At 70.4% G+C, this 25,568-nt stretch carries 20 protein-coding genes and 1 pseudogene; 14 read left to right on the forward strand and 7 right to left on the reverse strand.

Going from position 1 to position 25,568, the window contains the following annotated elements:
- The first annotated feature begins 104 nt into the window (after positions 1-104).
- The 3 genes from BM140_RS00345 (at position 105) to BM140_RS00355 (ending at position 5,209) form a co-directional block, all read left to right on the forward strand.
- Entirely contained in the window at positions 105-1,073 is a 969-nt protein-coding gene (locus BM140_RS00345) for a UDP-glucuronic acid decarboxylase family protein (protein ID WP_091940842.1), read from the forward strand.
- 245 nt (positions 1,074-1,318) lie between these two features.
- Positions 1,319-4,258, forward strand: coding sequence for an FAD-binding and (Fe-S)-binding domain-containing protein (locus BM140_RS00350; protein ID WP_091940844.1), 2,940 nt, complete (start codon positions 1,319-1,321; stop codon positions 4,256-4,258).
- Positions 4,259-4,336: 78 nt separating this feature from the next.
- Entirely contained in the window at positions 4,337-5,209 is an 873-nt protein-coding gene (locus BM140_RS00355; RefSeq protein WP_091940846.1) for an SDR family oxidoreductase, read from the forward strand.
- 113 nt (positions 5,210-5,322) lie between these two features.
- On the opposite strand, the pseudogene BM140_RS25030 reads toward BM140_RS00355, so the two are convergent.
- A pseudogene (locus BM140_RS25030) lies at positions 5,323-5,433 on the reverse strand (hydroxypyruvate isomerase); the annotation flags it as partial.
- 48 nt (positions 5,434-5,481) lie between these two features.
- The gene (locus BM140_RS00365; RefSeq protein ID WP_425287027.1) at positions 5,482-6,210 is read right to left on the reverse strand and encodes a GntR family transcriptional regulator; all 729 of its coding nucleotides are present in this window, start codon (positions 6,208-6,210) and stop codon (positions 5,482-5,484) included.
- 222 nt (positions 6,211-6,432) lie between these two features.
- Between BM140_RS00365 and BM140_RS00370 the strand changes: the two genes are divergently transcribed.
- A complete protein-coding gene (locus BM140_RS00370) occupies positions 6,433-7,734 on the forward strand; it encodes an MFS transporter (RefSeq protein ID WP_091940852.1) in 1,302 nt (433 codons plus the stop codon).
- 228 nt (positions 7,735-7,962) lie between these two features.
- On the opposite strand, the gene BM140_RS00375 is transcribed toward BM140_RS00370, so the two are convergent.
- From BM140_RS00375 to BM140_RS00385, 3 genes are all read right to left on the reverse strand, one after another.
- Positions 7,963-8,358: a hypothetical protein gene (locus BM140_RS00375; protein ID WP_091940854.1), complete on the reverse strand. Its 396-nt coding sequence runs from the start codon at positions 8,356-8,358 to the stop codon at positions 7,963-7,965.
- 326 nt (positions 8,359-8,684) lie between these two features.
- Entirely contained in the window at positions 8,685-11,393 is a 2,709-nt protein-coding gene (locus BM140_RS00380) for a DUF2339 domain-containing protein (protein WP_091940856.1), read from the reverse strand.
- A gap of 82 nt (positions 11,394-11,475) precedes the next feature.
- Positions 11,476-11,727 (reverse strand): hypothetical protein, encoded by a 252-nt coding sequence (locus BM140_RS00385; RefSeq protein ID WP_091940858.1) that lies wholly within the window; start codon positions 11,725-11,727, stop codon positions 11,476-11,478.
- Positions 11,728-12,076: 349 nt separating this feature from the next.
- On the opposite strand from BM140_RS00385, the gene BM140_RS00390 reads away from it, so the two are divergent.
- From BM140_RS00390 to BM140_RS00405, 4 genes are read left to right on the forward strand one after another with little or no spacing between them, the layout of a single operon-like run.
- On the forward strand, positions 12,077-12,769 hold the full coding sequence (locus BM140_RS00390) for a Crp/Fnr family transcriptional regulator (RefSeq protein ID WP_091940860.1): 693 nt from the start codon (positions 12,077-12,079) through the stop codon (positions 12,767-12,769).
- 41 nt (positions 12,770-12,810) lie between these two features.
- Positions 12,811-13,899, forward strand: coding sequence for an ABC transporter ATP-binding protein (locus tag BM140_RS00395; protein ID WP_091940862.1), 1,089 nt, complete (start codon positions 12,811-12,813; stop codon positions 13,897-13,899).
- Positions 13,896-14,810 (forward strand): ABC transporter permease, encoded by a 915-nt coding sequence (locus BM140_RS00400; RefSeq protein ID WP_091940864.1) that lies wholly within the window; start codon positions 13,896-13,898, stop codon positions 14,808-14,810. The genes BM140_RS00395 and BM140_RS00400 overlap by 4 nt, the downstream gene beginning before the upstream one ends.
- The gene (locus BM140_RS00405) at positions 14,807-15,577 is read left to right on the forward strand and encodes an ABC transporter permease subunit (RefSeq protein ID WP_091940866.1); all 771 of its coding nucleotides are present in this window, start codon (positions 14,807-14,809) and stop codon (positions 15,575-15,577) included. The genes BM140_RS00400 and BM140_RS00405 overlap by 4 nt, the downstream gene beginning before the upstream one ends.
- A 3-nt stretch (positions 15,578-15,580) precedes the next feature.
- On the opposite strand, the gene BM140_RS00410 is transcribed toward BM140_RS00405, so the two are convergent.
- Positions 15,581-16,648, reverse strand: coding sequence for a lysylphosphatidylglycerol synthase domain-containing protein (locus BM140_RS00410; RefSeq protein WP_091940868.1), 1,068 nt, complete (start codon positions 16,646-16,648; stop codon positions 15,581-15,583).
- Entirely contained in the window at positions 16,641-17,093 is a 453-nt protein-coding gene (locus BM140_RS00415; protein WP_207549409.1) for a hypothetical protein, read from the reverse strand. The genes BM140_RS00410 and BM140_RS00415 overlap by 8 nt, the downstream gene beginning before the upstream one ends.
- A 222-nt stretch (positions 17,094-17,315) precedes the next feature.
- Between BM140_RS00415 and BM140_RS00420 the strand changes: the two genes are divergently transcribed.
- The 6 genes from BM140_RS00420 (at position 17,316) to BM140_RS00445 (ending at position 25,432) form a co-directional block, all read left to right on the forward strand.
- The gene (locus BM140_RS00420; protein ID WP_091940870.1) at positions 17,316-18,650 is read left to right on the forward strand and encodes a KpsE/RkpR family capsule polysaccharide export protein; all 1,335 of its coding nucleotides are present in this window, start codon (positions 17,316-17,318) and stop codon (positions 18,648-18,650) included.
- 303 nt (positions 18,651-18,953) lie between these two features.
- Complete coding sequence (locus BM140_RS00425; protein WP_091940872.1) at positions 18,954-19,238, forward strand: hypothetical protein; 285 nt, start codon at positions 18,954-18,956, stop codon at positions 19,236-19,238.
- Positions 19,239-19,313: 75 nt separating this feature from the next.
- The gene (locus tag BM140_RS00430; RefSeq protein ID WP_091940874.1) at positions 19,314-19,844 is read left to right on the forward strand and encodes an ankyrin repeat domain-containing protein; all 531 of its coding nucleotides are present in this window, start codon (positions 19,314-19,316) and stop codon (positions 19,842-19,844) included.
- A gap of 123 nt (positions 19,845-19,967) precedes the next feature.
- A complete protein-coding gene (locus BM140_RS00435) occupies positions 19,968-22,742 on the forward strand; it encodes a matrixin family metalloprotease (RefSeq protein WP_091940876.1) in 2,775 nt (924 codons plus the stop codon).
- A 51-nt stretch (positions 22,743-22,793) separates the two neighbouring features.
- Positions 22,794-24,311, forward strand: coding sequence for a glycerol kinase GlpK (gene glpK, locus BM140_RS00440; RefSeq protein ID WP_091940878.1), 1,518 nt, complete (start codon positions 22,794-22,796; stop codon positions 24,309-24,311).
- Between the two features lie 26 nt (positions 24,312-24,337).
- Complete coding sequence (locus BM140_RS00445) at positions 24,338-25,432, forward strand: alpha/beta fold hydrolase (protein ID WP_280142570.1); 1,095 nt, start codon at positions 24,338-24,340, stop codon at positions 25,430-25,432.
- Positions 25,433-25,568: the final 136 nt, after the last annotated feature.

The following is a 25,568-nucleotide window of genomic DNA, read 5'->3' on the forward strand; positions in this document are numbered from 1 at the left end:
ACGAACCTATCGGGCTCGCGTGGGCCGCGCACCACGTTGTGCCGCCCGCGCCGGCCGGGCATGGTGGAGCGGGGAACGAGCGAGACTCGCGGAAAGCGGCGGCCATGCGCTACGGCACGATGAAGAAGATCCTCGTCACGGGGGGGGCGGGCTTTCTCGGCTCGCATCTGTGCGAGCGGCTGATCGCGCAGGGCCACGAGGTTCTGTGCGTCGACAACTTCTTCACCGGCGCGCGTCGCAACGTCGCCCACCTGCTCGACCATCCCTCCTTCGAGCTGATGCGCCACGACGTGACGTTCCCGCTCTATGTCGAGGTCGACGAGATCTACAATCTCGCCTGTCCCGCCTCGCCGGTGCATTACCAGTTCGATCCGGTGCAGACGACCAAGACCTCCGTCCACGGCGCGATCAACGTGCTGGGGCTGGCCAAGCGCGTGAAGGCCACCGTGCTCCAGGCCTCGACCTCGGAGGTCTACGGCGATCCGGAGGTGCATCCGCAGCCGGAGGAATATTGGGGCCGGGTCAATCCGATCGGCTTCCGCTCCTGCTACGACGAGGGCAAGCGCTGCGCCGAAACGCTGTTCTTCGACTACCACCGCCAGCACAAGGTGCCGATCAAGGTGGTGCGCATCTTCAACACCTACGGGCCGCGCATGCACCCCAATGACGGGCGCGTGGTCTCGAACCTGATCGTCCAGGCCTTGAAGGGCGAGGACATCACCCTCTACGGCGACGGCCAGCAGACCCGCTCGTTCTGCTACGTCGACGACCTGATCGAGGCGATGATGCGGATGATGGCGACCGGTCCCGAGGTGACCGGGCCGATCAACATCGGCAATCCCGGCGAGTTCACGATCCGGGAACTGGCCGAGGCGGTCATCGACCTCACCGGCTCGACGTCGAAGCTCGTCCACCGCCCGCTGCCCCCGGACGACCCGCGCCAGCGCCGGCCCGACATCACCAAGGCCCAGACCGTGCTCGGCTGGGAGCCGACCATCGCGCTGCGCGAGGGCCTGACCAAGACCATCGCCTATTTCGACGCCTACCTCGCCTCCGAGCCGAAGGAGGGGTGAAGTCTCTCTGCTTGGCCTCAAGCGCCGGCACCCGCATCCGCGACTTTAGGCTTCTCGCTCCGCTGGACGCCTCGGCAAAAGCCGAGGCCGCTCGAGCGGGTCGCTTTTCGGGCTTGGCCACGCGGAGCTGCCGCTCGTTCCGGGCAGAGGCGTTGAGATGGCACCGAGGGTGGTTTGACCCGAACCTCTCGTTTGAATTATGAATTCAAAAAGGCCGGCAACGGCCGTCGAGAGGGGAGGCTCGGTTGGGCGCGAGCGCGAAACCGGCAGCGAGTCCGCGGGCGACGGCCCGCAATGCGGCGGGGCTGCCCCGCAAGCTCGCGGAGGTGCTGCGGGGTGAGGCGCGCTTCGACGCCTTCACCCGTGGGCGCTACGCGACCGACGCTTCGATCTATCAGATCATGCCGGCGGGCGTGGTCTTCCCCAAGAGCGCCGAGGACATCGCCGCGACCCTGAAGGTCGCGGCCGACCACGATCTGCCCGTCATCCTGCGCGGCGGCGGCACCTCGCAGAACGGCCAGCCGATCGGCTCCGGCCTCGTGGTGGATTGCTCGCGCCACTTCAACGCCGTGAAGGATTACGACGCGGCGGCCGGCACGGTCACGGTCGAGCCCGGCCACGTGCTGGAGCGGCTCAACGCGCGGCTCAGGGCCGACGGCTGGTTCTTCCCGGTCGAGCCCTCGACCGCGACCCGCTGCACCCTCGGCGGCATGGCCGGCAACAATTCCTGCGGCGCCCGCTCGCTCCGCTACGGCAAGATGAGCGACAACGTGCTCAGCCTGGAGGCCTTGTTCCACGACGGCCGCGCCTTCGGCTTCGGGCTGACCGGCAACGAGGCGCAGGCGGTGACGGGCGGCGCGCGGGCGGACGACCTCGCCCGGAGGATGCTCGCGCTGGCCGAAGCCCATCGCGACGAAATCCTCGAAAAATATCCGCGGGTGCAGCGGCGGGTCGGCGGCTACAACCTCGACAGCTTGATCGAGCCGCGGCCGAACCTCGCCCATCTCCTCGTCGGCTCGGAGGGGACGCTGGCCGCCACCACCTCGGTGACGCTCAAGCTCTCGCGGCTGCCCACGCACCGGGCCATGGGCGTGTGCCACTTCCCCTCGTTCCGCGCCGCGATGGAGACGACGCGCCACATCGTCGATCTCGATCCCGTCGCGGTCGAACTCGTGGACAACAACGTGCTGGTGCTCGGCGCCGACATCCCGCTGTTCCGCACCACGCTCGCCGACATCACCAGGGGCCGGCCGAACTGCCTGCTGCTCGCCGAGTTCGCGGGCGACGATCTCGCCGCGCTCAAGCGCGACCTCAAGCGCCTCGACCAGTGCATGGCCGACCACGGCTTTCCCGATGCGGTCGTCGAGGTGGTCGAGCCCAACCGCCAGAAGGCGGTGTGGGAGGTGCGCGAGGCCTGCCTCAACATCATGATGTCGATGAAGGGTGACCGGAAGCCGGTCTCGTTCATCGAGGATTGCGCCGTCCCGCTGGAGCATCTGGCCGACTACACCGACGCCGTCACCGAGGTGTTCTCGAAGCACGGCACCCGCGGCACGTGGTACGCCCACGCCTCCGTCGGCTGTCTGCACGTGCGCCCGATCCTCAACATGAAGGACGGGGGCGACGTGGCGACCATGCGCGCCATCGCCGAGGAGACGGCGGAGCTGGTGCGCCGCCACAAGGGCTCGTATTCGGGCGAGCACGGCGACGGCATCTCGCGCTCGGAATTCATCGAGCCGCTGTTCGGCGCCAAGCTCACCCGCGCCTTCGAGGCGGTGAAGGACGATTTCGACCCCGACAACCGCCTGAACCCCAACAAGATCGTCCGCCCGCTCAAGATGGACGACCGGAGCCTGATGCGCTTCGCCCCCGGCTACGCCGTGACCGAGCCGGCGCAGACGGCCCTCGACTGGTCCGACTGGGGCGGGTTCGGCCCGGCGGTCGAGATGTGCAACAACAACGGCACCTGCCGGAAGCTCGCGGGCGGCGCCATGTGCCCGTCCTACCGCGCCACCAAGGACGAGCAGCACCTGACGCGGGGCCGGGCCAACTCGCTGCGGCTGGCCATCTCCGGGCAACTCGGCCGGGACGCGTTCCTGTCGCCGGAGATGAAGCGCACGATGGATCTGTGCGTCTCCTGCAAGGCCTGCCGCCGGGAATGTCCGACCGGCGTCGACATGGCCAAGATGAAGGTCGAGTTCCTGCACCATTACCACGCCCGGCACGGCCTGCCGCTGCGCGAGCGGCTGGTCGCCGAGATGCCGCGCTTCGCCGGGATCGCCGCGGCTTTGGCGCCGCTGCTCAACCTGCGCAACCGCTATGCCCCGCTCGCCAAGTTCGGCGAGCAAAAACTCGGCTTCTCGGCCCGGCGCTCGCTGCCGGCGTGGCGCCGGCCCTGGCGCGAGGCGGGCGAGCCGGCCCACCCCTCCGACGTGACGGGGGAGTTCCGCGACATCGTCCTGTTCGGCGACACCTTCAACCGTGCCTTCGAGCGCGAGAACCTGGAGGCCGCCGAGCGGGTGCTGACTGCGGCGGGCTACCGCCTGCACCGGGTGCTGGCGCATTCCGGCCGGCGCGCGCTCTGCTGCGGCCGCACCTGGCTGGCGTCGGGCCAGACCGACCGGGCGCGGGAAGAGGCGCGGCGGACGCTCGACGCGCTCCTGCCCTTCGTGCGGGCCGGCGCCCGCGTGGTCGGGCTCGAGCCCTCCTGCCTCCTCACCTTCCGCGACGAGTTTTTGTCATTGCTGCCCGGCGAGGAAGCCAAGACCTTGGCGCAGAGCGCTTTGCTGTTCGAGGAGTTGCTCGCCGCCGACCTCGCGGCGGGCCGCATTGCCCTGCCGATGAAGGATCAGGGCGGCCGCGTCGCCCATCTCCACGGCCATTGCCACCAGAAGTCCTTCGGGGTGATGGGGTCCGTCGAGACGGTGTTGCGCCACGTGCCGGGGCTCGATGTCCGCGTGATCGAATCGAGTTGCTGCGGCATGGCCGGGGCGTTCGGCTACCGCGCCGACACCATCGACGTGTCGTTTGCCATGGCCGAACTCTCGCTGTTCCCGGCGCTCCGCAAGGCGGGCCCCGACGACCTCGTCGTCGCCGACGGGACGAGTTGCCGCCATCAGATCCATGACGGGCTGAAGCGCGAGGCGATCCACGTGGCGCGCGTGCTCGACGCTGCGCTGGCCTGAAGGCCCGCGGCCCCTCGGCGCGGGGCGGAACACCGCCCCATGCCCCCGGTTGTCGCGGCATTCCTTAGAGGAGCCGTGATGACCGATCCCCTCACAAAGTACCCGCGCCCGCCCTTCCCCGAGCAGCCCCAGAGCTTTCCGGGCAAGACGCGCAAGATGCAGCCCGAGCCGGACCACGGCGAGGAGAGCTATCGGGGCGCGGGCAAGCTCGACGGCAAGGCCGCGCTGATCACCGGCGGCGACAGCGGCATCGGCCGGGCGGTCGCCATCGCCTATGCCCGCGAGGGCGCGGACGTGGCCATCGCCTACCTGCCCGAGGAGCAGGCGGATGCCGAGGCCGTCGGCCAATGGATCGAGAAGGCGGGCAAGCGCGCCCTGCTGCTGCCCGGCGACATCAAGGACGCCGCCTTCGCCCGCGAGATCGTGGAGCGGACGGCAAAAGAGTTCGGCCGCCTCGACGTGCTGGTGAACAACGCCGCCTTCCAGGAGCCGAACCGGGGCCTCGACGCGCTGGACGACGAAACGTTCGAAAAGCACTTCCGCACCAACGTGTTCGGTGCGTTCTACGCCACCAAGGCGGCCTTGGCGCATCTGCCGCCGGGGGGCAGCGTGATCTTCACCTCCTCGGTGAACTCCAAGCACCCGATGCCGACCCTGATGGCCTACAGCGCCACCAAGGGGGCGCTGAGCAACATGGTGCTGAGCCTGTCCCAGTTGCTCGCCGAGAAGGGCATCCGCGTGAACGGCGTGCTGCCGGGCCCGATCTGGACACCGTTCATCCCCTCCGGGATGAGCCAGGACGCGGTGAAGACCTTCGGGAGCCAAGTCCCGTTCAACCGCCCCGGCCAGCCGGCGGAACTGGCCTCTGCCTACGTGATGCTGGCCACCGAGGAGTCGAGCTACACCTCGGGCGCGCTGATCACGGTCGCGGGAGCGATGCCGGTTTTGTAGAAAAGGTTGATGTTCCAAAAGGCTAGAGCATCGTCTGGGATATCGGATCCAAGACGATGCTCTAGATCCTTGAATCGCATCGTTTTTTCCTCGAAAGCCGGAAACCACCTTTCGGGACCGTACCTCTCGATTGCCTCGAAGCCGGCGTCGCGCGCCGCCGCGAAGCGTTCGAGGAGCGGGCGCTCGGTGAAGAGCAGGCTGAGATTGGCGGAGAAGCGCGGCATTCGCTGTCGGCCCGAAAATGCATGCAGAATCGAGGAGGAGGCTGCGCCTCACTCGGCGAGATCGGCCTCGCGGTCGGCGGCGGCGCGGCGCTTGTTGCGCAGATGGCGGAACAGGATGTCGGACAATTCAGCCCCGGCCCGGCGGCGCAGCGCGTCCAGGATCTCCTCGTGCTCGCGCATCGCCTCGCCCCAGCGGTCGCGGTTGGCGTCGAGGTTGGCCGAGTAGCGCGCCCGCCGCAGCCGCCCGGCGAAGCTCGCATAGGTCGCCTTGAGGGCGGCGTTGTCGGCGGCCTCGACGATGCGGTCGTGGATCGCTTGGTTGCAGGCGAAGTAGCCGTGCAGGTCGCGCTTCAGGTAGTGGCCGTACATCGCGTGGTGCAGCCGCTCGATCTCGGCGAAGCCCGCCTCGGTGAGACGCTCGCAGGCGAGCCGCCCGGCCAGCGCCTCCAGCCCACCCATCACGTCGAACAGTTCGACCATCTCCCGCTCGCCGATCCGGCGCACCCGCGCGCCGCGGTTGGGCAGGAGTTCGATCAGCCCCTCGGAGGCCAGCACCTTCAGGGCCTCGCGCAGGGGCGTGCGGGAAATGCCGAAACGCTCGCACAACAGCCGCTCGGGCACGCGTGCGCCGGCGGCGAGGTTGCCCTCGACGATGAAGTCGCGCAGCCGCGCCAGCACCTCATCGTGCAGCGACGGGACGAGGATTTCGCGCGCCGCCGAGGTGGATCGAGGAGCCGGCGCGGCGGGGGGCTCAACGCCTTCGGAAGCGCGCGTCATGGCAGACATATCCGACTGGTAGCAGCGGTCCCGACCGGCGTCACGGGACAATTGCCGGCATGATAATGCTTGTATCCCGCAAAATTGAATGCAAAATTACGCGAGCGTCGCACCGGTCCGAGGATCGCCCCCTCTCCATCTCGCGGGAGCGGCAGGATCGTGCCGGAAGCCGCCCGTCAGAGGCAGCCTGCGCCGAACGACAATCCCAGGAGGAAACCGCCGATGATCACGATCCCCCGCCGCGTGACGGCGCCGGGCATGGTGCTGTTCCTGCTCTGCCTGATGTATTTCATCACCTATGTGGACCGGGTGAACGTCGGCACCGCCGGCCCGGCGATCAAAGGAGAACTGGGGCTCACCAACACCCAACTCGGCCTCGTCTTCTCGGCCTTCGCCTATCCCTACGCGGTGTTCCAGATCGTCGGCGGCGCCATGGCGGACAAGTGGGGCGCACGGCGCACCCTGTTCATCTGCGGCCTGATCTGGGCGGCGGCGACCATCGCCACCGGCTTCGTCGGGGGCGTGGTCTCGCTGTTCCTGGCCCGCTTCGCGCTCGGCTTCGGCGAGGGCGCCACCTTCCCGACGGCGACACGCGCCATGCAGTCCTGGGTCGCGAAGGATCAGCGCGGCTTCGCCCAGGGCATCACCCATTCCTTCGCCCGCTTCGGCAACGCCATCACGCCGCCGCTCGTGGTGGTGCTGATGGCCTTCGTCGGCTGGCGCGGCGCCTTCGTCATCCTCGGCATCGTCAGCTTCGCCTGGGTCGTGGTGTGGTTCGCCTATTACCGGGACGACCCGCGCGAGCATCGGGGCGTGACCGACGCGGACCTGACCCGCCTCGCGATCCGCGACCGCACGGTGAAGCCCGTGGCCAAGCCCCCGGTGCCGTGGCGCCGTCTCGTGCCGCGCATGGCTCCCGTCACGCTGACCTATTTCTGCTATGGCTGGTCGCTGTGGCTCTACCTCAACTGGCTGCCCTCGTTCTTCAAGGACGGCTACGGCCTCGACATCAAGAACTCGGCCCTGTTCGCCTCGGGCGTGTTCTTCGCGGGCGTCGTCGGCGATACGCTCGGCGGCGTGGTCTCGGACCGCATCCTGAAGCAGACCGGCGACCTGCAGAAGGCGCGCCGCAACGTGATCTGCCTCGGCATGCTCGGCGCCGCCGCCTGCCTCGCGGGCGTGTTCTTCACCAAGGACCTGACGCTGGTGGCGCTGCTGCTGTCGGGCGGATTCTTCTTCCTCGAACTGGTGATCGGGCCGATCTGGTCGGTGCCGATGGACATCGCGCCCCAATATGCCGGCACGGCGAGCGGGCTGATGAATTTCGGCTCGGCCTTCGCCGCGATCGTCTCGCCGCTCACCTTCGGCTTCATCGTCGACATGACCGGCAACTGGATCCTGCCGTTCGCCGGCTCGATCGGGCTCCTGATCCTCGGGGCGGGCCTCGCCTTCACCATGCACCCGGAGCGCCCCTTCGTCGACGAACCCGACGCCCTGGCCCCGAGACCGGTGCCGGCGGAATAGGATCGGGGATTCCGAAGGGATCGTTCCTTCGGCGGGAGACCGGGGCTCTGCCCTGGACCCGCGAAAGGACATCGTCCTTTCGAAACCCGGACTTCTCGTACCGATCGGCGATGATCCTGAGGCATCGCCGATCGCCCCCGCGACGGCGGGGCGGCGGGGCGGCGGGGCGGCGGGCCTCCGCCGGACGCACGCAACAGGACCAGCGGTCTTGTTGCGTGCCGCTTGGCATCAGTCCTTCGGCCAGCGGTTTTGGAGCGTGGCGAGCATCTCGACGGCGTCCTGGGAGAGGCCGGCCTCGCGGGCGGCCTTGAGGGCGGGGTCCTCCGGTCGCGGCTCGGGGGGTCTCGCCTCGAACTGGCGGCGATGGGCGTGGTCCAGGATGTCGGCGATGCGGCTGCCGACCGCGACCGCGATGGTCGTCGAGTCCGGCCCTTCCGAGCGGTGGACGTGCATCCGCTCCAGCGCCTCGGCGATCTGGCGTTCGAAGGCCTGGAACAGATCGCTCGCCGCCCGCGGGTTCATCCGCATCAGTGCCGCGGCGGCCGCCCCGTAGGTCTCCTTGAGCATGTAGAGCGTCAGCCGCTCGACCGCCCGGTCGTCCTCGTCCGTCGGCTTGTCCGCCATACCGCCCGTTCCGTTCCGCTGTCGCCCCGAGGGCCGCCTTTCCGGCCCGGAAGATGCCACCCTACGCGAGGCGGCCCGTTCTGTCCGGCCCCTTCGGTCGGCCAGGACAGGAAACGACGACGATCGCCCGTGGGTTGCCGCGCAACGTCCCGTCAACCTGCGCCCGGGCGGGCGGCGACCCCGCCGCTCGCTGGGGGAGCGGCGGGGCGTGTCGTGTTCCGCACGACGGAGCCGATACGCAACGCGGCTCGACAGGGACAATGCCCCGTTCAGGTTAGCCGGCCCTCAAGGACCGGCCTTCGTCACGGTCCCGGAATGGGATGGCCTCACCCCGCCTCCCCGGCGGCCGGGGGCCGCGCGAAGACGAGGCGCTGGTAGACGAGGCCGATGCCGATCAGGCAGGCGCCGAGCCCGAGGAAGGACAGGGCCCGCAACGGCCCCTCCAGCCCGGCGAGGTCGAACAGGAACGCCTTGAGGGTCGCAAGCCCGACCAGCACGGCGGAGGCGTAGCGGGCGAGCGTCGAGCCGCGCCGGATGCCGTCGGCGAGCGCCAGCAGGCCCAGCACCAGCCACGCCGCCGAATAGGCGTACCATTCGGGCTGGCCGGTCTCCCGGTCGAGGCCGATCCGCTCGCCCTGGAAGCCGTGACGGACCATCAAGCACGTGCCGAGGAAGGCGAGGCCGAGACCCAGCAGTCCCGCGGCCCGCACGAACCAGACCGGCCGGCGCCCCTGCGCGGCCCGCGCCAGGGCGAACGCCGCCAGCGCCGGCGCGCCGTAGGCCAGCGCGATGTCGTTGAACACGAGTCCCCCCGCCACCGGCGCATCGGTGAGCAGCGGGTTGGCGGCGAGCCCCAGGCCGAGCGCCCCCTGCACCAGGGCCAGCACGGCGAAGGCGAGGCCCGCGACCCGGATCACCGGCGAGGCGGCGGCCCCCGAGACGCGGCCCAGCACCAGGGAGAAACCGAGGCCCGAGAGCGTCGCCAGCCCCTGCTCGACGAGGCTGGTGCCCGGCGCCGCGAGGTCGCCGCCGTGGAGCGCGTGGCGGATCTCGAGGAAGACGAGCAGGCCCGCCAGCACGAGGCTCACCGCCTGGGCGATCTGCTCCGGGACATCCGGGGCACCGCGGCGGATCACCCCTGCGGCCAGCCCGAGGCAGAGGGCCGGCAGGCCGTAGGCGATCAGCAGCCCGTTGAGGATCGGCGTCGCCGACAGGCCGGGGCCGGTCAGCAGCGGATCCCAGGCGAGGCGGCCCGCCACCAGGGCGGCCAGGCCGGCGACGCACCAGCGCAGGGCCGGGATGTCGAGGCGTCGCGCGATCAGCCCGGTCGCGAGCGCCGCCCCGGCCAGCGCCGGAGTCAGCGAGCCGCCCGACAGCGCGAAGACGAAGCCGAGGCAGAGCGCCGCCACGGCCGCGGAGGCGAAGGCGCCGAGCCCGAGGGTCAGGGCCGGGGAGGGCGTGCGCTCGCCCTCGCGGCGGACCAGGGCGGCGAGCCCGCAGAACAGGGCGGCCAGCGCGCCCGCGCCCGCGGCGAAGCCCGGCGCGACCGCGCCGTCGGAGAGGCGGAGATAGGCCATCGCCAGGGCGCCGAGCGGCCCCAGCGCCGCCCCCGCTGCGGCGGCGAGGGCGGTGGCGTAGGGCAGGCGGCTGCCGCCGAGGAGGCGCAGGGTGCCGGCCGCCGCGACGAGGGCGGCCGCCACGAGGGCGAACCACGGCATCGCCGAGGCCGCGTCCGTGCCGTGCCACAGGCCGAGCGGATCGCGCGCGGGCTCGCCCGCCTCGGGCCAGAGGGCGAGGACGCCCGCGAGCGCCAGCGCCGCCACCGGCAGGCCGAGGGCGGCCGGGGCCGCCAGCAACCCGGCGGCGGCGGGGAGCGCCACCGTCGCGAGCGCCGCCGCGATCCAGCCCGCCGCGGCACCCTCGCCGGCGGTGAGGCCGAGCACGACGCCGGCGACGAGAACGAAGGCGGCCAGCGCGCCGGCGGCGAAGCGGTCGAGGCGCGCGTCCTCATCCGCCACGCCCCGGCCCGGCAGCACGGCGAGCACCAGCGCGGCCAGCGCCCCCTGCAGCACGAGATGCGCCTGCGCCGGCCCGCTTCCGATGCCGGTCCCGAGGCCGAGGAGGGCGATCAGCACCGACCACGCCGCCGCGCCGAGCCCGCCCGCGACCGCGAGGGCGCGCCAGCCCTTCAGCCACGCGAAGCCGTAGGCGCTGCCCGCTACCACCGGCAGGTAGAGGGCGAGCGGCCACAGGCTGGCCGAACCGCTGCCGACGAGGAACGGCGCCCCCATGGCGCCGACGAGGCCGATGCCGGCGAGCGCCGGGCCGTGCAGCAGGGCCGCGGCCATGGCGGCGAGCCCCGTCGCGGCGAGCCCGGAGAAGGCCGCGAGCGGCCCGAGGAAGCCGTAGAGGGCATGCGCCGCGTAGATCGCACCGAACAGAGCGACCGTTCCGGCGGCGGTGACGACCGCCGGCACGTCGGGCCAGTTCGGCGGAACCGGCGCCGCGCCGCGCAGGCGCCGGCGCAGGAACTCGCCCGCGGCGAGCAGCCCGAGCGCCAGAAGCACCGCGCCCGCGACCCGCACGCCCGGCCCGAACAGGCCCCGCTCGGCCGAATAGCGCACCAGCAGGGCCGCGCCGAAGGCGAGCGCCAGCCCGCCGGCCCAGACGGTCCAGCGGGTGCCGAACCGCTCTTCGAGGGAAGGGCGCGGCGTCGCCGGGCGCGGAGCCGGGGAGGCGATCTTCGGCGCGGTCTTCGGAACCGGTTCCCGATTCGGCGGGACCGGGGGCGCGTCCGGTGGGGGGCCTTCCGGCGAGACCACGTCCGGCCTCGGCGCCTGCGGAGGCGGCGCCGCCGTCCTCACGGCGGTAGGTCTGGGATCGGGGGCGGTGGCGTCGCTTTCGAGCCGGGCGATGCGGCGCTCCAGCGCGGCGATGCGCCCGCGCTGTCCCAGCACGAGGAACAGCCCCGCCGGGCCGGCGACGATCGTGGCAAGCCCGAGGAGGGTGAGCAGAAGGATGAAGCTGTCGTCCATGGGCACGGCCGTCCGGTTCGGAAGGCCGCAAGCTTAGCGCAAGATGCAGGCGATGCGGGTGCCGCCCCTCACCACCAAGACGTCAGCGCATATAAGCGAGGTGCAGCCGGCTGCCCTCGCGCTCCACGACGGCGCAGGGACGGTCGATCTCCGGCGAAGCGATCGAAAGATGGACGGTGTCGGGGACGATCACCGCAGGGTCGACTACGACATCGACACCGTCGGGCAAGAAATCCCACACGAGGCACCCGATCGACCCGGCATCGTTGCTGGATGAAATCAGTCCTACACTAAAGGCGTCTTGGAGAAATAAATCACGGCCCGCATTCAACATTGCCTAACCCCGCGAGCTGAGCGGCTTCGAGGGTTAACTGTACGGTTACTTTTTTCCGAAATCACGCGGGAAATTTTCGATTGGCTGGCAAAAAATCGATTGCACGGCGCGAGAATTCATGACTGCCCAAATTTCGTTGCTTATTCGTTCCGCAACAAACCTTTTGGTTGCGTCCCGCCGGACTTGAAGGTCAAGGTTTTCTTCGCGCCGCCCGGTGGCGGCCCGGCCGGCCGCGAGGGCGCAGACTGCGGGCTCATCCACGGCGAAGGCGGCTTGCCGGCCCAGGGCGACTTGACCCGCTGCGACGCCCGCCCCACGATCCGATTCGTGCGAAGAAGGTTCTAGAGGCGTGGCGACAGGCCGTTTGGCGAGCATCCCGTTCTTCAAGGAGCCGGGTGTCGATCTCACTCCCTACGAGACGCGCTGCCATTGGCGGCGCTTCGACGAGAACGAGACGCTCGTCGATTACGACGACATCTCGACCGACGTGTATTTCCTCGCCACCGGCGAGGTGCGCATCCTCAACCGCTCGCAATCCGGCAAGGAAGTGATCCTCGGTGAGATGCGCGCGGGCGCCTTCTTCGGCGAACTCGCCGCGCTGGACGGGATCGGCCGCTCGGCCAACGTCACGGCGCTGACCCGCGGCGAGGTCTGCGTGGTGCCGGCCGCCGTTTTTCGCCAGATCGTGTTCGCCTCCGAGCCCATCGCCGACCGGCTGTTCCGGCTGCTCGCCAAGCGCGTGCGCGAGTTGAACACCCGGCTGATGGAGCACGCGCTCCTCGACCTGCGCCACCGCCTCTATGCCGAATTGCTGCGCCTCTCGGTGCCGCGGGCGGGGCATGAGGGCGAGCGCGTCGTGACGCCGCCGCCCTACCACCACGTGCTTGCCGCCCGCATCGGCTGCCGCCGCGAGCAGGTGACGCGCGAGTTCACCGTGATGGCCGGCGAGGGCCTGATCGACCGCACCCGCGGCGCCCTCGTGATCCGCCGCCCCGACCTGCTCGAAGCGCGGGTGCAGGAGGCGCTGCGGGAAGACGCGTGATAGGGATGAACCAGGTCCTTTCGAGCCCCTGACCGATCGTCTTGCCCGCGCCCCTTCCCCCCACCGCCCCGCTGCTCGGTATCGAGCGGATCACCAAACGCTTCGGCCCTCAAACGGCCGTCGATGGCGTCTCCCTCGATCTCGCGCCGGGCGAGGTGTTTTGCCTGCTTGGGCCCTCGGGTTGCGGCAAGAGCACCCTGCTGCGGCTCATCGCCGGTTTCGAGACGCCGGACGCGGGCGCGATCCGGCTCGACGGGGCGGACCTGACCGCGCTGCCGCCGCATCGGCGGCCGGTGAACATGATGTTCCAGTCCTACGCGCTGTTTCCGCATATGAGCGTGGCGGCCAATGTCGGCTACGGGCTCAAGGGCTTGGGTTTGAGCCGGAAGCAGGCGGCCGAGCGGGTCGCCGGGCTGATAAAGCTGGTGCGGCTCGAAGGCTTCGAATCGCGGCGTCCCGAAACATTGTCGGGCGGGCAGCGGCAGCGGGTGGCGCTCGCCCGCGCCCTGGCACGCGAGCCGAAGCTGCTGCTCCTCGACGAGCCGCTGGGCGCCCTCGACCGCACCTTGCGGGAGGAGACGCAAGGGGAACTGCGGGCGATTCAGCGGCGGCTCGGCACCGGCTTCGTCGTCGTCACCCACGACACGCAAGAGGCGATGGCACTCGCCGACCGCATCGGCGTGATGGAACGCGGGCGCCTCGTTCAGGTCGGCCCGGCCCGCGACCTCTATGAGCGCCCGGCGAGCCGCTTCGTCGCCGGTCTTTTGGGCGACGTGAACCTGATCGAGGGCCGGCTCGGGCCGGACGAGCCCGGCGGCCTGCGCACCGTCGAGACCGCCCTCGGGCCGATCCGGGCGAGCGGGGAGGGCGCGGCGGGCGCCGCCGTGGTGGTCGCGGTGCGGCCCGAGCGGCTGGTCGTCGGCGGGGCGGACGGGCTGCCCGGCACGCTCCAAGGGACACTTGTCGAGGCGACCTTCCTCGGCGACCGCATCCGCTCCCGGATCAGGATGGCCGACGGCACGGTCCTGCGCGCCTCCGCCGCCCTTCCGGCAACGGGGCCGATGCCGGGCGTGGGCGAGGCCGTCACCGTCGCGATTCCCGCCGATGCCGCCCGGGTGCTGTCGGCATGAGCGGGCGCTTGGCGCGGCTGCTGGTGCGCGGGCTGCCGCTCGCGTGGCTGGTCCTGTTCTTCCTCGTGCCCTTCGCGGTGACGCTGAAGATCAGCTTCTCCTCGCCGGCCACCGCCCAGCCGCCCTACCTGCCGGTGATCGACTGGCAGGGCGGGCTGGAGGGCTGGCGCGAGTTTCTCGAAGCGCTCGACTTCCAGAACTACCGCATGATCGCGGAGGACGCGCTCTACCGCGACGCCGCCCTGTCCTCGCTCGGCTATGCGGCGCTGGCCACCGCGATCCTGGCGCTGACCGGCACGCCGACCGCCTACGCCATGGCCCGCGCCTCGAAGCGCTGGCAGCCGATCCTCGTCGCGCTCGTCATCGTGCCGTTCTGGACGAGCTTCCTGATCCGGGTCTACGCCTGGATCGCGATCCTAAAACCCGAGGGGCTGCTCAACGGCGCCCTGATGAAGCTCGGGCTGATCGCAAGCCCGTTGCCGATCCTCGATTCGCCCACCGGCGTGCTGATCGGGCTGACCTACGCCTACCTGCCCTTCATGGTGCTGCCGCTCTACGCGGTGATGAGCCGGCTCGACCCGGCCCTGCTGGAGGCGGCCGCCGATCTCGGCGCCGGGCGGGCGCGGGCCTTCTTCACCGTGACCCTGCCGCTCGCCCTGCCGGGGGTCGCGGCCGGGGCGCTGCTCTGCTTCATCCCGATGGTCGGCGAGTTCATCATCCCGGATCTGCTCGGCGGCTCGGACACGCTGATGCTCGGGCGCGTGCTGTGGAGCGAGTTCTTCTCGAACCGCGACTGGCCGCTGGCCTCCGCGGTCGCGGTGCTGCTGCTGATCCTGATCGTCGGCCCCGTGGTGCTGTTCCGCGAGGCGGAGCTGCGCCGGGAAGAGGCCGCCGAGGGGAGGGGACGATGACGCCTTTCGCCCGCACCGCGCTCGGCCTCGCCCTCGCCTTCCTCTACGCGCCGATCCTCGTGCTGATCGTCTATTCCTTCAACGATTCGAAGCTCGTCACCGTCTGGGGCGGGTTCTCGACCCGCTGGTACGCAATCCTGTTCGCCGACGGGCCGCTGATCGCCGCGGCCCTCGTCTCGCTCAAGGTGGCGCTGCTCTCGGCCGGGATCGCGGGCGTGCTCGGGACGCTCGCCGCGCTCGCGCTGGACCGGCACGGACGCTTCCGCGGGCGCGGCGCCTATACCGGGCTGCTCTACGCCCCGATGGTGATGCCGGAAGTCATCACCGGCCTGTCGCTGCTGCTGCTGTTCGTCGGCATCGGGCTCGATCGCGGCATCGGGACCATCGTGATCGCGCACGCCACCTTCGCCACCGGCTTCGTCGCCGTGGTGGTGGGCGCGCGCCTCAAGGGCCTCGACCGCTCGCTCGAGGAGGCCGCCGCCGATCTCGGCGCGTCGCCGGCCCGCGTCTTCTTCGGCATTACCCTGCCGCTGATCGCCCCATCCGTCGCGGCCGGCTTCCTCCTCGCCTTCACCCTGTCGCTCGACGACCTCGTGATCGCGAGCTTCGTCTCGGGCCCCGGCGCCACCACCCTGCCGATGCGGCTCTACAGCCAGGTTAGGCTCGGGGTGAACCCGGAGATCAACGCCGCCTCGACCCTGATGATCGCGACCGTGGGGCTGGTGGTGCTGGCGGCGTCCTGGCTGACCGCGCGGCGGGGGGCGTAGAACTCATCCCGGTGGCGCCAGAACCTGGGCGCGCCGCGCCTCCAGTGTCTGCCAGACGAGGAGCGCGGGCAGGCCGAGGACGACGTCGGGGACGCGCTTGGCCAGCGACAGGGCAATGGCGATGCCCGCGTCCAGCCCGAACAGGGCGCCGACGAAGACGAAGCCGCCCTCTTGGACGCCGAGTCCGCTCGGCACCGGGAAGGCCGCCGACTTGATCGCCTGCGACAGCGATTCCAACACCAGAACCTCGGTCAGGCTCGCCTCGACGCCGATGGAGGCAAGCACGATCCAGATCTCGGCGGCGCCCAGGAGCCAGCCCGCGGCGTGGAGCAGCGTCGCCTGGGCCAGCGGGCCGCGGCGGTCGCGCCCCCAGACCGCGTCGAGGGCGTCGCGCACGGACGGGCCGGCGGCGGCACCCGGCTCGGGCCCGCCGAGGACACGGCGCAGGAGGCCGGCGAGCCGCCGCTCCAGACCGCGGGCGGAGCCGAGGCGCTGCAGGGCGAAGAAGGCCGCGACCGCCGCCACCGCGACGGCGGCCACCTCCACGGTCCAGCGGGCGAGCGTCGCGGCGGCCTCGCCGGGCAGCCGCCACAGGAGCCCGGCCCCGAGCACCGTGAAGCCGACCTGCGTGGCGACCTGGATCAGCATGTCGGCCAAGAGCGAGGCCGCCGCGAAGCTGCCGGCCACGCCCCAGAAGGTCAGCAGGCGCCCGCCCACCACCTCGCCGCCGACCGAGGCGACGGGCAAGAGCACGTTCACCCCCTCGCGCACGAAGCGCAGGATCACGAAGGCCCCGGTCTCGACCCGTCCCCCATCCGGCACGGCGGCACCGAGCCCGGCGAGCAGGCGGGCCCAGGCGAGCCCGCACAGGAGCACGATCAGCGCCCGCACGACGACGATGCCCACGAGTCCCAGGGCGCCGATCCGCCCGAACGCGTCGCCGATGGACGCGAGGTCGTTGGTGGCCACGAGCCAGCCGCCCAGCCCCAGTCCGGCGAGGGTTCCGAGGAGCGGCAGGCGGCGCGCGAAGCCCCGCAGCAGGCGGCGCGGCGGGGAGGCGGGGTCAGCCATCGGCATCGGGCGAATCCGGCGCCGGGCGGGCGGGCGCGTCGAGGGAGAGGGATGCGGCGCAGACGGCATCGAGTCCGGGATCGAGCAGCACGACGCGGCCCCGCGCCAAGGAGGCCGCGGTCGCCACCGTGAGCATCCGCTTGGGGCAGGGGCCGAGGCAGCCGGTCTCGACGATCTTCACCTTGCGGGTCTTCTGGCGGGCCTGCTGGCGGGCGTCCGGGCGCAGCACCGCCTCCCCCTCGGGCCGGCCCGCGGCGCGCTTGAGGACGCGGCCGAGGCGCTTGCGGTCCACACCCTGGCGCTTGGCGCACTTGCCGCAGACCAGCACGACCTCTGCGAAGCCGGCTTTCGCCGTGCGGGCCTTGGCAGGCACCGCCTCGGGCGCCTTCGCCGTGAAGTCCTGCGCCGTGCGGATCGGGCCGCGCGGTTCCTGACGGCGTCCCAATCGCCCCTCCGCTCCCGCTTCGCCCCGCCCTCGCGAGGTGAGGGCGGCCTATCGCAGCCCGGCTGCGCCCGGCAATCCCGGCGGATCGCCGCGCCTTAAAAAGGGCCGAAAAGAACGGGACCTCAGCCCCGGCGGCGAGCGCCCGCCCGACGCTTCGCGGCCGGGCGCGACAGGAGCCCGGCAGACGGCCGGCGGCGGTTTTCCCGCGAGGATGTCTCTTCGATGAGTTCGGACGAGGTCAAGCAGGAGACGAAGGTCCGGTCGAACCCGAGCGTCCAGTCGCTCATCGACCTCGCCCGCCGCTCCGTGCCGGATCTGCGGCGCAATGCCGAGACGATCGAGCCCGTGCCCGCGCGCCGGGGCGGGCCCCTGGTCGCCCGCGTGCGCCGGACCCTCGACTGGACCCGCCTGCCCGGCCTCCGGCGCCGGGAGGAGGCGCGCCCGCAGCCGCGGCTGCTGGTGCGGCTGGTCCGCAGCTACGCCCTGTTCGTGCTGGTGCCGACGGCGGCCGTGGGATTCTACGTCTTCGTGCTGGCCACGCCGCAATACGTCGCCGAATCGCAGTTCGCCGTGCGCGGCGACATCGAGCCGATGGCGAACACCTCGCTCGGCGTGTATCAGGAGCTGATCCAGAAGCATAACAGCCAGGACAGCTTCATCCTGCGCGACTACATCAGAAGCCGGCCGCTGGTGGAGGCGGTCGATGCCAAGCTCGGCCTCCAGACGATGTTCTCGCAGGACGGGATCGACTTCTGGGCACGTTACAATTCCGATCAACCGGTCGAGAGGCTGGTCCGCTACTGGCGCGACCACGTCACGCCACAGATCGACGTCGTCTCGGGGGTGATCCGGCTGACCGTGCGGGCCTTCTCGCCCCAGGACGCGGTGGCGATCTCCAAGGAGGTGATCGCCCAGTCGGAGACCCTCATCAACACGATCTCCCGCCGCGCCCAGCAGGATATGCTGACCCAGGCGCAGAAGGAGGTCGACAAGGCGGTGGAGCGACTCAAGCGGGCTCGCACGACGCTGCAGGAATTCCGCAACCGCTGGGGCATCATCGACCCGTCGCAGTCCGCCCAGGCGACGGCCACCACGATCGAGCTGTTGCGCAAGGACAAGATCAAGGCCGAGAACGACCTGCGCGTCCTGCGCGACTCCAAGCTCGACGAGAAGACCCGCAGCATCCAAGTGCTCGTCGCCACCGTCGCGGCCATCGACGGCCAGATGAAGGACCTGCAGAACCGCCTCACCACCGACGGCCTCGTCAGCGACGCCTCGCACAATCTCACCCAGGCCCTGCTCGAATACGAGGGCCTGATGGTCGAGCAGACGATCGCCGAGAAGCTCAACGCGTCGATGAACATGATCCTCGACCGAGCCCGCGTCGCCGCCTCGAAGCAACAGATCTATCTGGCGACCTATGTCGAGCCGCTGCTGCCGAGTTACTCGGCCTATCCGGCACCGTTCTACGCCGTCGGCGTGGCCCTGTTCCTGTTCACGATGTTCTGGAGCGCCCTCTCCCTGATCCGGGCCGCCGTCGTCGACAACCGACTTTGATTGTTTGGCCCCAAACGCCGACGGCCGCCTGCGCGGCCTCGGAGCATCGTCCCGAGAGGCGGATACCGGCTTTCGGGAAAGACGATGCAGCACAGGAACCTGGGAACCGTCTTGGATCCGACATTCAGGACGGTACTCGAGCTTTCGCTTCATGCCCGAATATACGGCGCTGCCCGCGCGATTGCCCTGGCTCGAGGGGGCCGCCCCTTGATCGGGCAGCCGCCGCAGGCGATGTCCCTCGCCTTGCCGGAGCGGTCTCGGTCCGCCGCGAGCGCCGGCGGAACGTGTCACAGGAGCAGGCCCATGGCGGATTTCTCGGATCTCGTCGCCCGCGCGGTGAGCCCGGCGATGAGCCGGGAGGAGCGCGAAGAGGTCTACAACGTGGTCCGGGCGGCGGTGCAACGGCTTCAGGAGCGCGAGGGCCTCGCCGCGGACGATCCGGGCATCCTGCTGCAGCGCCACCTGATCGAGGAGACGATCCGGGACGTCGAGTTCGACATCACCCGCTTCCTGACCCTGCGCCGGATCGCGGAGGCCAAGGCCGCCCAGGACGCCGAGGCGGCGCGGCACGCGGGACGGCGGCGCTGACCGGACGACGCGCTGGACGACCTCGACCCGGGCCCCACATCACGCCCCCTTCAGGACATCTCGACGAGACCTTCGATGCAGGCCGATCCCCCCGCCGATTCCCCCGCAGCCCTCGACGACGCGACCCTCGCCTTCGCGGCCCGTGTCTTCCAGTACGCCCGGATGGGGCATGCCGAGGAACTGGCCGGGCTGTTCGCGCAGGGGCTGCCGGCCAACCTGCGCAACGACAAGGGCGACAGCCTCCTGATGCTCGCCGCCTATAACGGCCAGGCGGAAACCGCGCGGGTGGTGCTGGAGGCCGGCGGCGACCCGGAACTCGCCAACGACCGCGGCCAGACTCCGCTGGCGGGCGCCGCCTTCAAGGGCGATGCGGGTATCGTCGATCTCCTGCTCGACCATGGCGCGGCGGTGGACGGCACGGCCGACGGCGCGCGCACGGCGCTGATGCTCGCGGCCATGTTCGACCGCGTCGCCATCGTCGAGCAATTGCTCGCCCGCGGCGCCGACGCGGCCCGCCGCGACGCCTCGGGGATGAACGCCGCGGAACTGGCGCGGCAGATGGGCGCGAAGGAGACCCCGGCCCTGCTGGAGCGGGCGGCGGGCTGAGGTCGTCCACCCGAACCGGTGTCGCTCAAACGCCACGCAACGAGTGTTCTTTCGATCTATATGCAACGCTTGCTTGAACTGCCGAGTGTCATCACCTAGGCCAAGTGCAGAGGTGATGCGACAATGTCCAAGACGGTCAGCGATTATACGGCCCTGCTCTCGGGGTCGAGCTGGTGGGGGGATAAGACTGTCGGCAAGCCGGTCTTCATTACTTATTCGTTCGAGACCGAAGCCTACGATTACCTCTCGGATCTGGGATTTTCGGCCGAGTTCAAGGACTCGTTCAGGCCGCTGGGCCAGATGGAGGAGTCAGCCGCCTTCTTCGCTCTCCTGCATTGGGACGGGGCGAGCGGGATTAAGTTCCTCGAGGTTCCGGCGGGGCAGGGCGACATCCGGTTCGGGCGCTACGACCTCGGCAAGAACCCGGACACCTCCGATGCCGCGGCCTTTGCGTACAATCCCTTCACCACGATCGACCGCAGTGGGTCCTATGATCTGGCGCCCGGCGGTGACATCTTCATCGACCTGACCGTCGAAGATTACTCGTTCTACGGCGAGATCCACGTGCTGACGCACGAGATCGGCCACGCGATCGGCCTGAAGCATCCCTTCGAAGGCGATGTCCTCCTCGATCCGACCCTCGATACCGTCGCCCACACGGTGATGAGCTACAGCGATGTGCCCTCGACGCTCCCCAAGCTCGGCGATCTCGACGAGGCGGCCGTCGCCTACCTCTACGGCTCGGACAGGGCGGACGGCACTCAGGTCACCAGTTGGAACTGGGACGACAAGACCTACACTCTGACCCAGACTGGCGGCGTTGGAGACGACACGATCCGGGGCGTCTCGACCAGGGACGTCATCCGGGCCGGAGCCGGCGACGACCTCGTGTTCAGCGGTGCAGGCGACGACCGAATCTTCGCCGGTGCGAACGACGACGTGGTCTTCGCCGACGATGGCGACGACACTGTCTACGGCGACGATGGCGGCGATGTCCTCCATGCCGGAGCCGGCAAGGACGCACTCTTCGGCGGCACCGGGGACGACGGCCTCGGCGGGGACGAGGGTGACGACGTCCTGAAGGGCGAGGCGGGCGACGACTACCTCGATGGCGGAGCGGGCGACGACCTCCTCATCGGCGGAGCCGGCGACGACGTGCTGGCCGGCGGCGCAGGTAACGACACGCTCGACGGCGGCGATGCCGGGCGGATCGGCAACACTGCCGATTACGGTGACGCACGCCAGCAGGTCCGGGTCGATCTGGGCGGCATGCGCGCGACCGTCGGCGGCAAGGCCATGGTCTATCATGCCACCGGGACCGAGATTGGCCGCGACACGCTCACGGGTATTGCGAACGTCGTCGGCGGAAACGGTTCTGACGTGCTGACCGGCGATGTGGGTGCAAACAGCCTCTGGGGTGGGGCCGGCGACGACCTGCTCGAGGGGCGGGACGGCGACGACGTCCTCGATGGCGGCAAAGGCGGCGACCGATTGGAAGGCGGCGCGGGCAACGACCGGCTCGAAGCCGGCGCGGGCAACGACACGCTCCTGGGCCAGGATGGGGACGACAGGCTGGTCGGTGGCGACGGCGGCGACCGGTTGGACGGCGGAACCGGGAACGACCTGCTCCATGGCGAGGCGGGCAGCGATACGCTCGACGGCGGTACAGGGGACGACAGGTTGGTCGGCGGCGCGGGCAACGATGTGCTCAGGGGCAGCGATGGCACCGACCTCCTCGACGGCGGTGATGGCGGCGACCGGCTGGCCGGCGGGGCCGGAAACGACGCGCTCAAGGGCGGTGCGGGCCACGATACGCTCTTCGGCGAGGCCGGGGACGACAGGCTGACGGGTGGCGCGGGCGACGACCTGCTCGACGGCGGGCGTGGCGGCGAAGTCCGAGGCGATACGGTCGATTACGGCGACGCGCGCCAGCAGATCCGGGTCGATCTGAACGGTATGAGCGCGACCGTCGGCGGCAAGACCGTGAGCTATCACGCCGTTGGGACCGAGATCGGCCGCGACACCTTCAAGAACGTCGAGAACGTTACCGGCGGCCTCGGATCCGATTTGCTGACCGGCAGCGCAGCCGCGAATCGCTTGTCGGGCGGGGGCGGGAACGATGGGCTCAAGGGTCAGGACGGTGCCGACCTCCTCGACGGCGGCGATGGCGCCGACCGGCTGGAAGGCGGGGCCGGGAACGATGCGCTCCTGGGCGGCGCGGGCAACGACAGGCTCTTCGGCGAGGCCGGGGACGATCGGTTGGTGGGCGGTGGGGGCGACGACACGATCGAGGGGGGCCGCGGCGGCGAGATCCTTGGCGACACCGCCGATTACGGCGCGACAACCGAGGCGATCCAAGTCGATTTGAACGGCATGCGCGAGACCGTCGGCAGCAAGAATGCCGTCTACCACGCCATCGGCGCCGAGATCGGCCGCGACGTGCTGCTGAACGTCGAGAACGCCGTCGGCGGCTCGGGTGCCGACGCCCTGTTCGGCAACGGGGCCTCGAACCGTCTCGCGGGCGGCGGCGGCAACGACACGCTCAAGGGCGGCGCGGGCGCCGACATCCTCACCGGCGGGGCCGGCGCCGACCGGTTCGTGTTCGACACGAAGCTCGGTGCGAACGAGGCCGATCGCATCACCGACTTCACCGCCGGCAGCGACGTGCTCTGGCTCGACGACGACGTGTTCACCGCATTGAAGGCCGGGCGGCTGGCCGAGGGGCAAATCTACGCCGGCACGAGCGCCCACGATGCCGACGACCGCCTGATCTTCGACGCCAGGACCAAGGCCCTGTTCTACGATGCCGACGGCACCGGGGCGCAGGCCCAAATCAGGATCGCGGTGCTCGACAAGGTCGCGGCGCTCGCCGCTTCCGACTTCCTGATCGTCGTGTAGGATCGCCCTCGACGGCCCCGGACGTGACGATCCGGGCCGGGGAGGGACGCCATGGGGCACGCGGCGCGTGAAGCGGTCGGGGCGATCGACCAGGGCACCACGAGCACGCGCTTCATCGTGTTCGACCGCTCCGGCGCCATCCTGGGGCAGGCCCAGCGCGAGCACGAGCAGATCTTTCCCAAAGCCGGATGGGTCGAGCACGATGCCCGCGAGATCTGGCGCAACACCCGCACGGTGATGCGCGAGGGGCTGGTGCGGGCCGGACTCGAGCCCTCCGACCTGTCCGCCATCGGCATCACCAACCAGCGCGAGACCGCCTTGTTGTGGGATGCCACGACCGGCGAACCGCTGCACAACGCGCTCGTCTGGCAGGACACCCGCACCGACCGGCACGTCGCCGCGCTGGCCCGCGACGGTGGCCGCGACCGGTTTCGCGCCCTCACCGGTCTGCCGCTGGCGAGCTATTTTTCCGCCTCCAAGCTCGCTTGGCTGCTCGACCATGTCGAGGGGGCGCGGGAGAAGGCCGAGGACGGGCGGGCGCTGTTCGGCACCATCGATTCCTGGCTGGTCTGGAACCTCACCGGCGGCGAGGAGGGGGGCTTGCACGTCACCGACGTGACCAACGCCAGCCGCACCCAGCTCATGTCGCTCGCGACCCTCGACTGGGACGAGGGCATGCTCGGCGTGTTCCGCATCCCCCGCGCGGTGCTGCCGAAGATCGTCTCGTCGAGCGCGGTGCTGGCCGAGACCTGCGACCCATTCGAGGGCGTGCCGGTGGCCGGCATCCTCGGCGACCAGCAGGCGGCGCTCTTCGGCCAGACCTGCTTCGCGGCGGGCGAGGGCAAGAACACCTACGGCACCGGCGCCTTCGCGCTGATGAACACCGGCCCGGAGCCCGTCGCCTCGAAGGCCGGGCTCGTCACCACGGTGGCCTACCGGATCGGCGACGAAGCCCCGGCCTATGCGCTGGAGGGCTCCATCGCCATCACCGGCGCCCTGGTGCAGTGGCTGCGCGACAATCTCGGACTGATCCGCGAATCCTCCGAGATCGAGGCGCTGGCCCGCAGCGTCGAGGACAATGGCGGCGTCTACGTCGTGCCGGCCTTCTCCGGCCTCTACGCGCCGCATTGGCGCGACGACGCCCGCGGCCTCATCATCGGGCTGACCCGCTACGCCAACAAGGGCCACATCGCCCGCGCGTGTCTCGAGGCCACTGCCTACCAGACCCGCGAGGTGCTGGAGGCCATGGAGCGCGATTCCGGTATCACCTTGAGCGAGTTGCGCTGCGACGGCGGCATGACCGTCAACGACCTGCTGATGCAGTTCCAGGCCGACATCCTCGACCGCGAGACCCTGCGCCCGAAGGTGTCGGAGACCACGGCCCTGGGAGCCGCCTATGCCGCGGGCCTCGCCACCGGATTCTGGGGCGGTTTGTCGGACCTCACGGACAATTGGGCGGTTGACCGGCGCTGGCATCCGCATCTCGACGCGGAGCGGCGCGCGGCCCTGTTCTCCGGCTGGAGCCGGGCGGTGGAGCGCTCCTTCGGCTGGGTGGAGGACGAGGCATGAGGACGGGCCGAGCGGCATTCCTGGCGATGAGTCTGCTTTTTGCGAGCGCGAGCAGCGGCTTGGCCGCACCGCAGACCTATCCGGGCCAGCGCGAGGGCGACGTCGTCGTCCGGGATTTCCGCCTCGCCGGCGGCGAGAGCCTGCCCGAGGCCAAGCTGCACTACACCACGCTCGGCACGCCCCATCGCGGCGCCGACGGCGAGATCGACAACGCGGTGCTCGTCCTGCACGGCACCACCGGCACCGGAAAGAGCTTCCTGATCCCGACGCTCGGCCCCGAGCTGTTCGGCGAGGGGGCGCCGCTCGATGCGCGGCACTGGTACGTGATCCTGCCCGACGGGCTCGGGCGCGGCGGTTCGTCGAAGCCGTCCGACGGGCTCAAGGGCCGCTTCCCCCGCTACGGCTACGGCGACGTCGTCGCGGGTCAGCACCGGGTGGTCGAGGACCTCGGCGTCAAGCGCCTGCGCCTCGTGCTCGGCACCTCCATGGGCGGGATGCAGGCCTGGATGTGGGGCATCCGCTACCCGAAGGGCATGGACCTGATCATGGCGGTGGCGAGCCAGCCGATTCCCGTGAGCGGCCGCAACGCCCTGTGGCGGCGCCTCCTGATCGAGGGCATCCGCTCCGACCCCGACTGGAACAACGGCGAATACACGAAGCAGCCCAAAAGCTTCGAGCGCATCCTGCCGATCTTCAACATCATGACCGAGAGCGTGCTCAGCCTCCAGAAGCAGGCCCCGACCCGCGCCGCGTCGGACGCCGTCTACGACAAGATGGTCGCGGGCTACGCCGACAAGGCCGACGCCAACGACTGGCTGCGCTGGTTCGATTCCTCGTTCGACTACGATCCCTTCCCCGATCTCGGGAAGATCGAGGCCAAGGTGCTGGCGGTGAACTTCGCCGACGACGAACTGAACCCGCCCCAGCTCGACGTGATGAACGCCGCGATGGCGCGTGTGAAGGACGGCCGCTTCGTGCTGGTGCCGACCTCGCCCGAGACCCACGGACATCAATCGTTGCGCTACGCCTCCCTGTGGAAGCGGCATCTGGCCGAGTTTCTGGGCTCGCCCGAGGCGAAGACCGAAGGAGCGGACTCGCTGGAGAGGCCGCTCAGCCGGTAGTTGCTCCCCTTGGCGGCCCGCCGCTCGGATCAGGATTCCTGACGCATTCGTGAGTGCAAATCTGCAACGCTGGTTGCAATTTTCAGTCGCCCCCTGCGAGTCTTATGGATGAATGGATTTCACACCCTCTACAAGG

This window comes from Methylorubrum salsuginis, from assembly GCF_900114375.1.
Classification (GTDB): domain Bacteria; phylum Pseudomonadota; class Alphaproteobacteria; order Rhizobiales; family Beijerinckiaceae; genus Methylobacterium; species Methylobacterium salsuginis.

What these genes read in the sequence shown, in the direction of transcription:
- BM140_RS00345 (WP_091940842.1), top strand. Translation starts at nt 105, where the DNA reads ATGCGCTACGGCACGATGAAGAAGATCCTCGTCACGGGGGGGGCGGGC.
- BM140_RS00355 (WP_091940846.1), top strand. Translation starts at nt 4,337, where the DNA reads ATGACCGATCCCCTCACAAAGTACCCGCGCCCGCCCTTCCCCGAGCAG.
- BM140_RS00365 (WP_425287027.1), bottom strand. Translation starts at nt 6,210, where the DNA reads ATGACGCGCGCTTCCGAAGGCGTTGAGCCCCCCGCCGCGCCGGCTCCT.
- BM140_RS00370 (WP_091940852.1), top strand. Translation starts at nt 6,433, where the DNA reads ATGATCACGATCCCCCGCCGCGTGACGGCGCCGGGCATGGTGCTGTTC.
- BM140_RS00375 (WP_091940854.1), bottom strand. Translation starts at nt 8,358, where the DNA reads ATGGCGGACAAGCCGACGGACGAGGACGACCGGGCGGTCGAGCGGCTG.
- BM140_RS00380 (WP_091940856.1), bottom strand. Translation starts at nt 11,393, where the DNA reads ATGGACGACAGCTTCATCCTTCTGCTCACCCTCCTCGGGCTTGCCACG.
- BM140_RS00385 (WP_091940858.1), bottom strand. Translation starts at nt 11,727, where the DNA reads ATGTTGAATGCGGGCCGTGATTTATTTCTCCAAGACGCCTTTAGTGTA.
- BM140_RS00400 (WP_091940864.1), top strand. Translation starts at nt 13,896, where the DNA reads ATGAGCGGGCGCTTGGCGCGGCTGCTGGTGCGCGGGCTGCCGCTCGCG.
- BM140_RS00405 (WP_091940866.1), top strand. Translation starts at nt 14,807, where the DNA reads ATGACGCCTTTCGCCCGCACCGCGCTCGGCCTCGCCCTCGCCTTCCTC.
- BM140_RS00410 (WP_091940868.1), bottom strand. Translation starts at nt 16,648, where the DNA reads ATGGCTGACCCCGCCTCCCCGCCGCGCCGCCTGCTGCGGGGCTTCGCG.
- BM140_RS00420 (WP_091940870.1), top strand. Translation starts at nt 17,316, where the DNA reads ATGAGTTCGGACGAGGTCAAGCAGGAGACGAAGGTCCGGTCGAACCCG.
- BM140_RS00425 (WP_091940872.1), top strand. Translation starts at nt 18,954, where the DNA reads ATGGCGGATTTCTCGGATCTCGTCGCCCGCGCGGTGAGCCCGGCGATG.
- BM140_RS00430 (WP_091940874.1), top strand. Translation starts at nt 19,314, where the DNA reads ATGCAGGCCGATCCCCCCGCCGATTCCCCCGCAGCCCTCGACGACGCG.
- BM140_RS00435 (WP_091940876.1), top strand. Translation starts at nt 19,968, where the DNA reads ATGTCCAAGACGGTCAGCGATTATACGGCCCTGCTCTCGGGGTCGAGC.
- glpK (WP_091940878.1), top strand. Translation starts at nt 22,794, where the DNA reads ATGGGGCACGCGGCGCGTGAAGCGGTCGGGGCGATCGACCAGGGCACC.
- BM140_RS00445 (WP_280142570.1), top strand. Translation starts at nt 24,338, where the DNA reads ATGAGTCTGCTTTTTGCGAGCGCGAGCAGCGGCTTGGCCGCACCGCAG.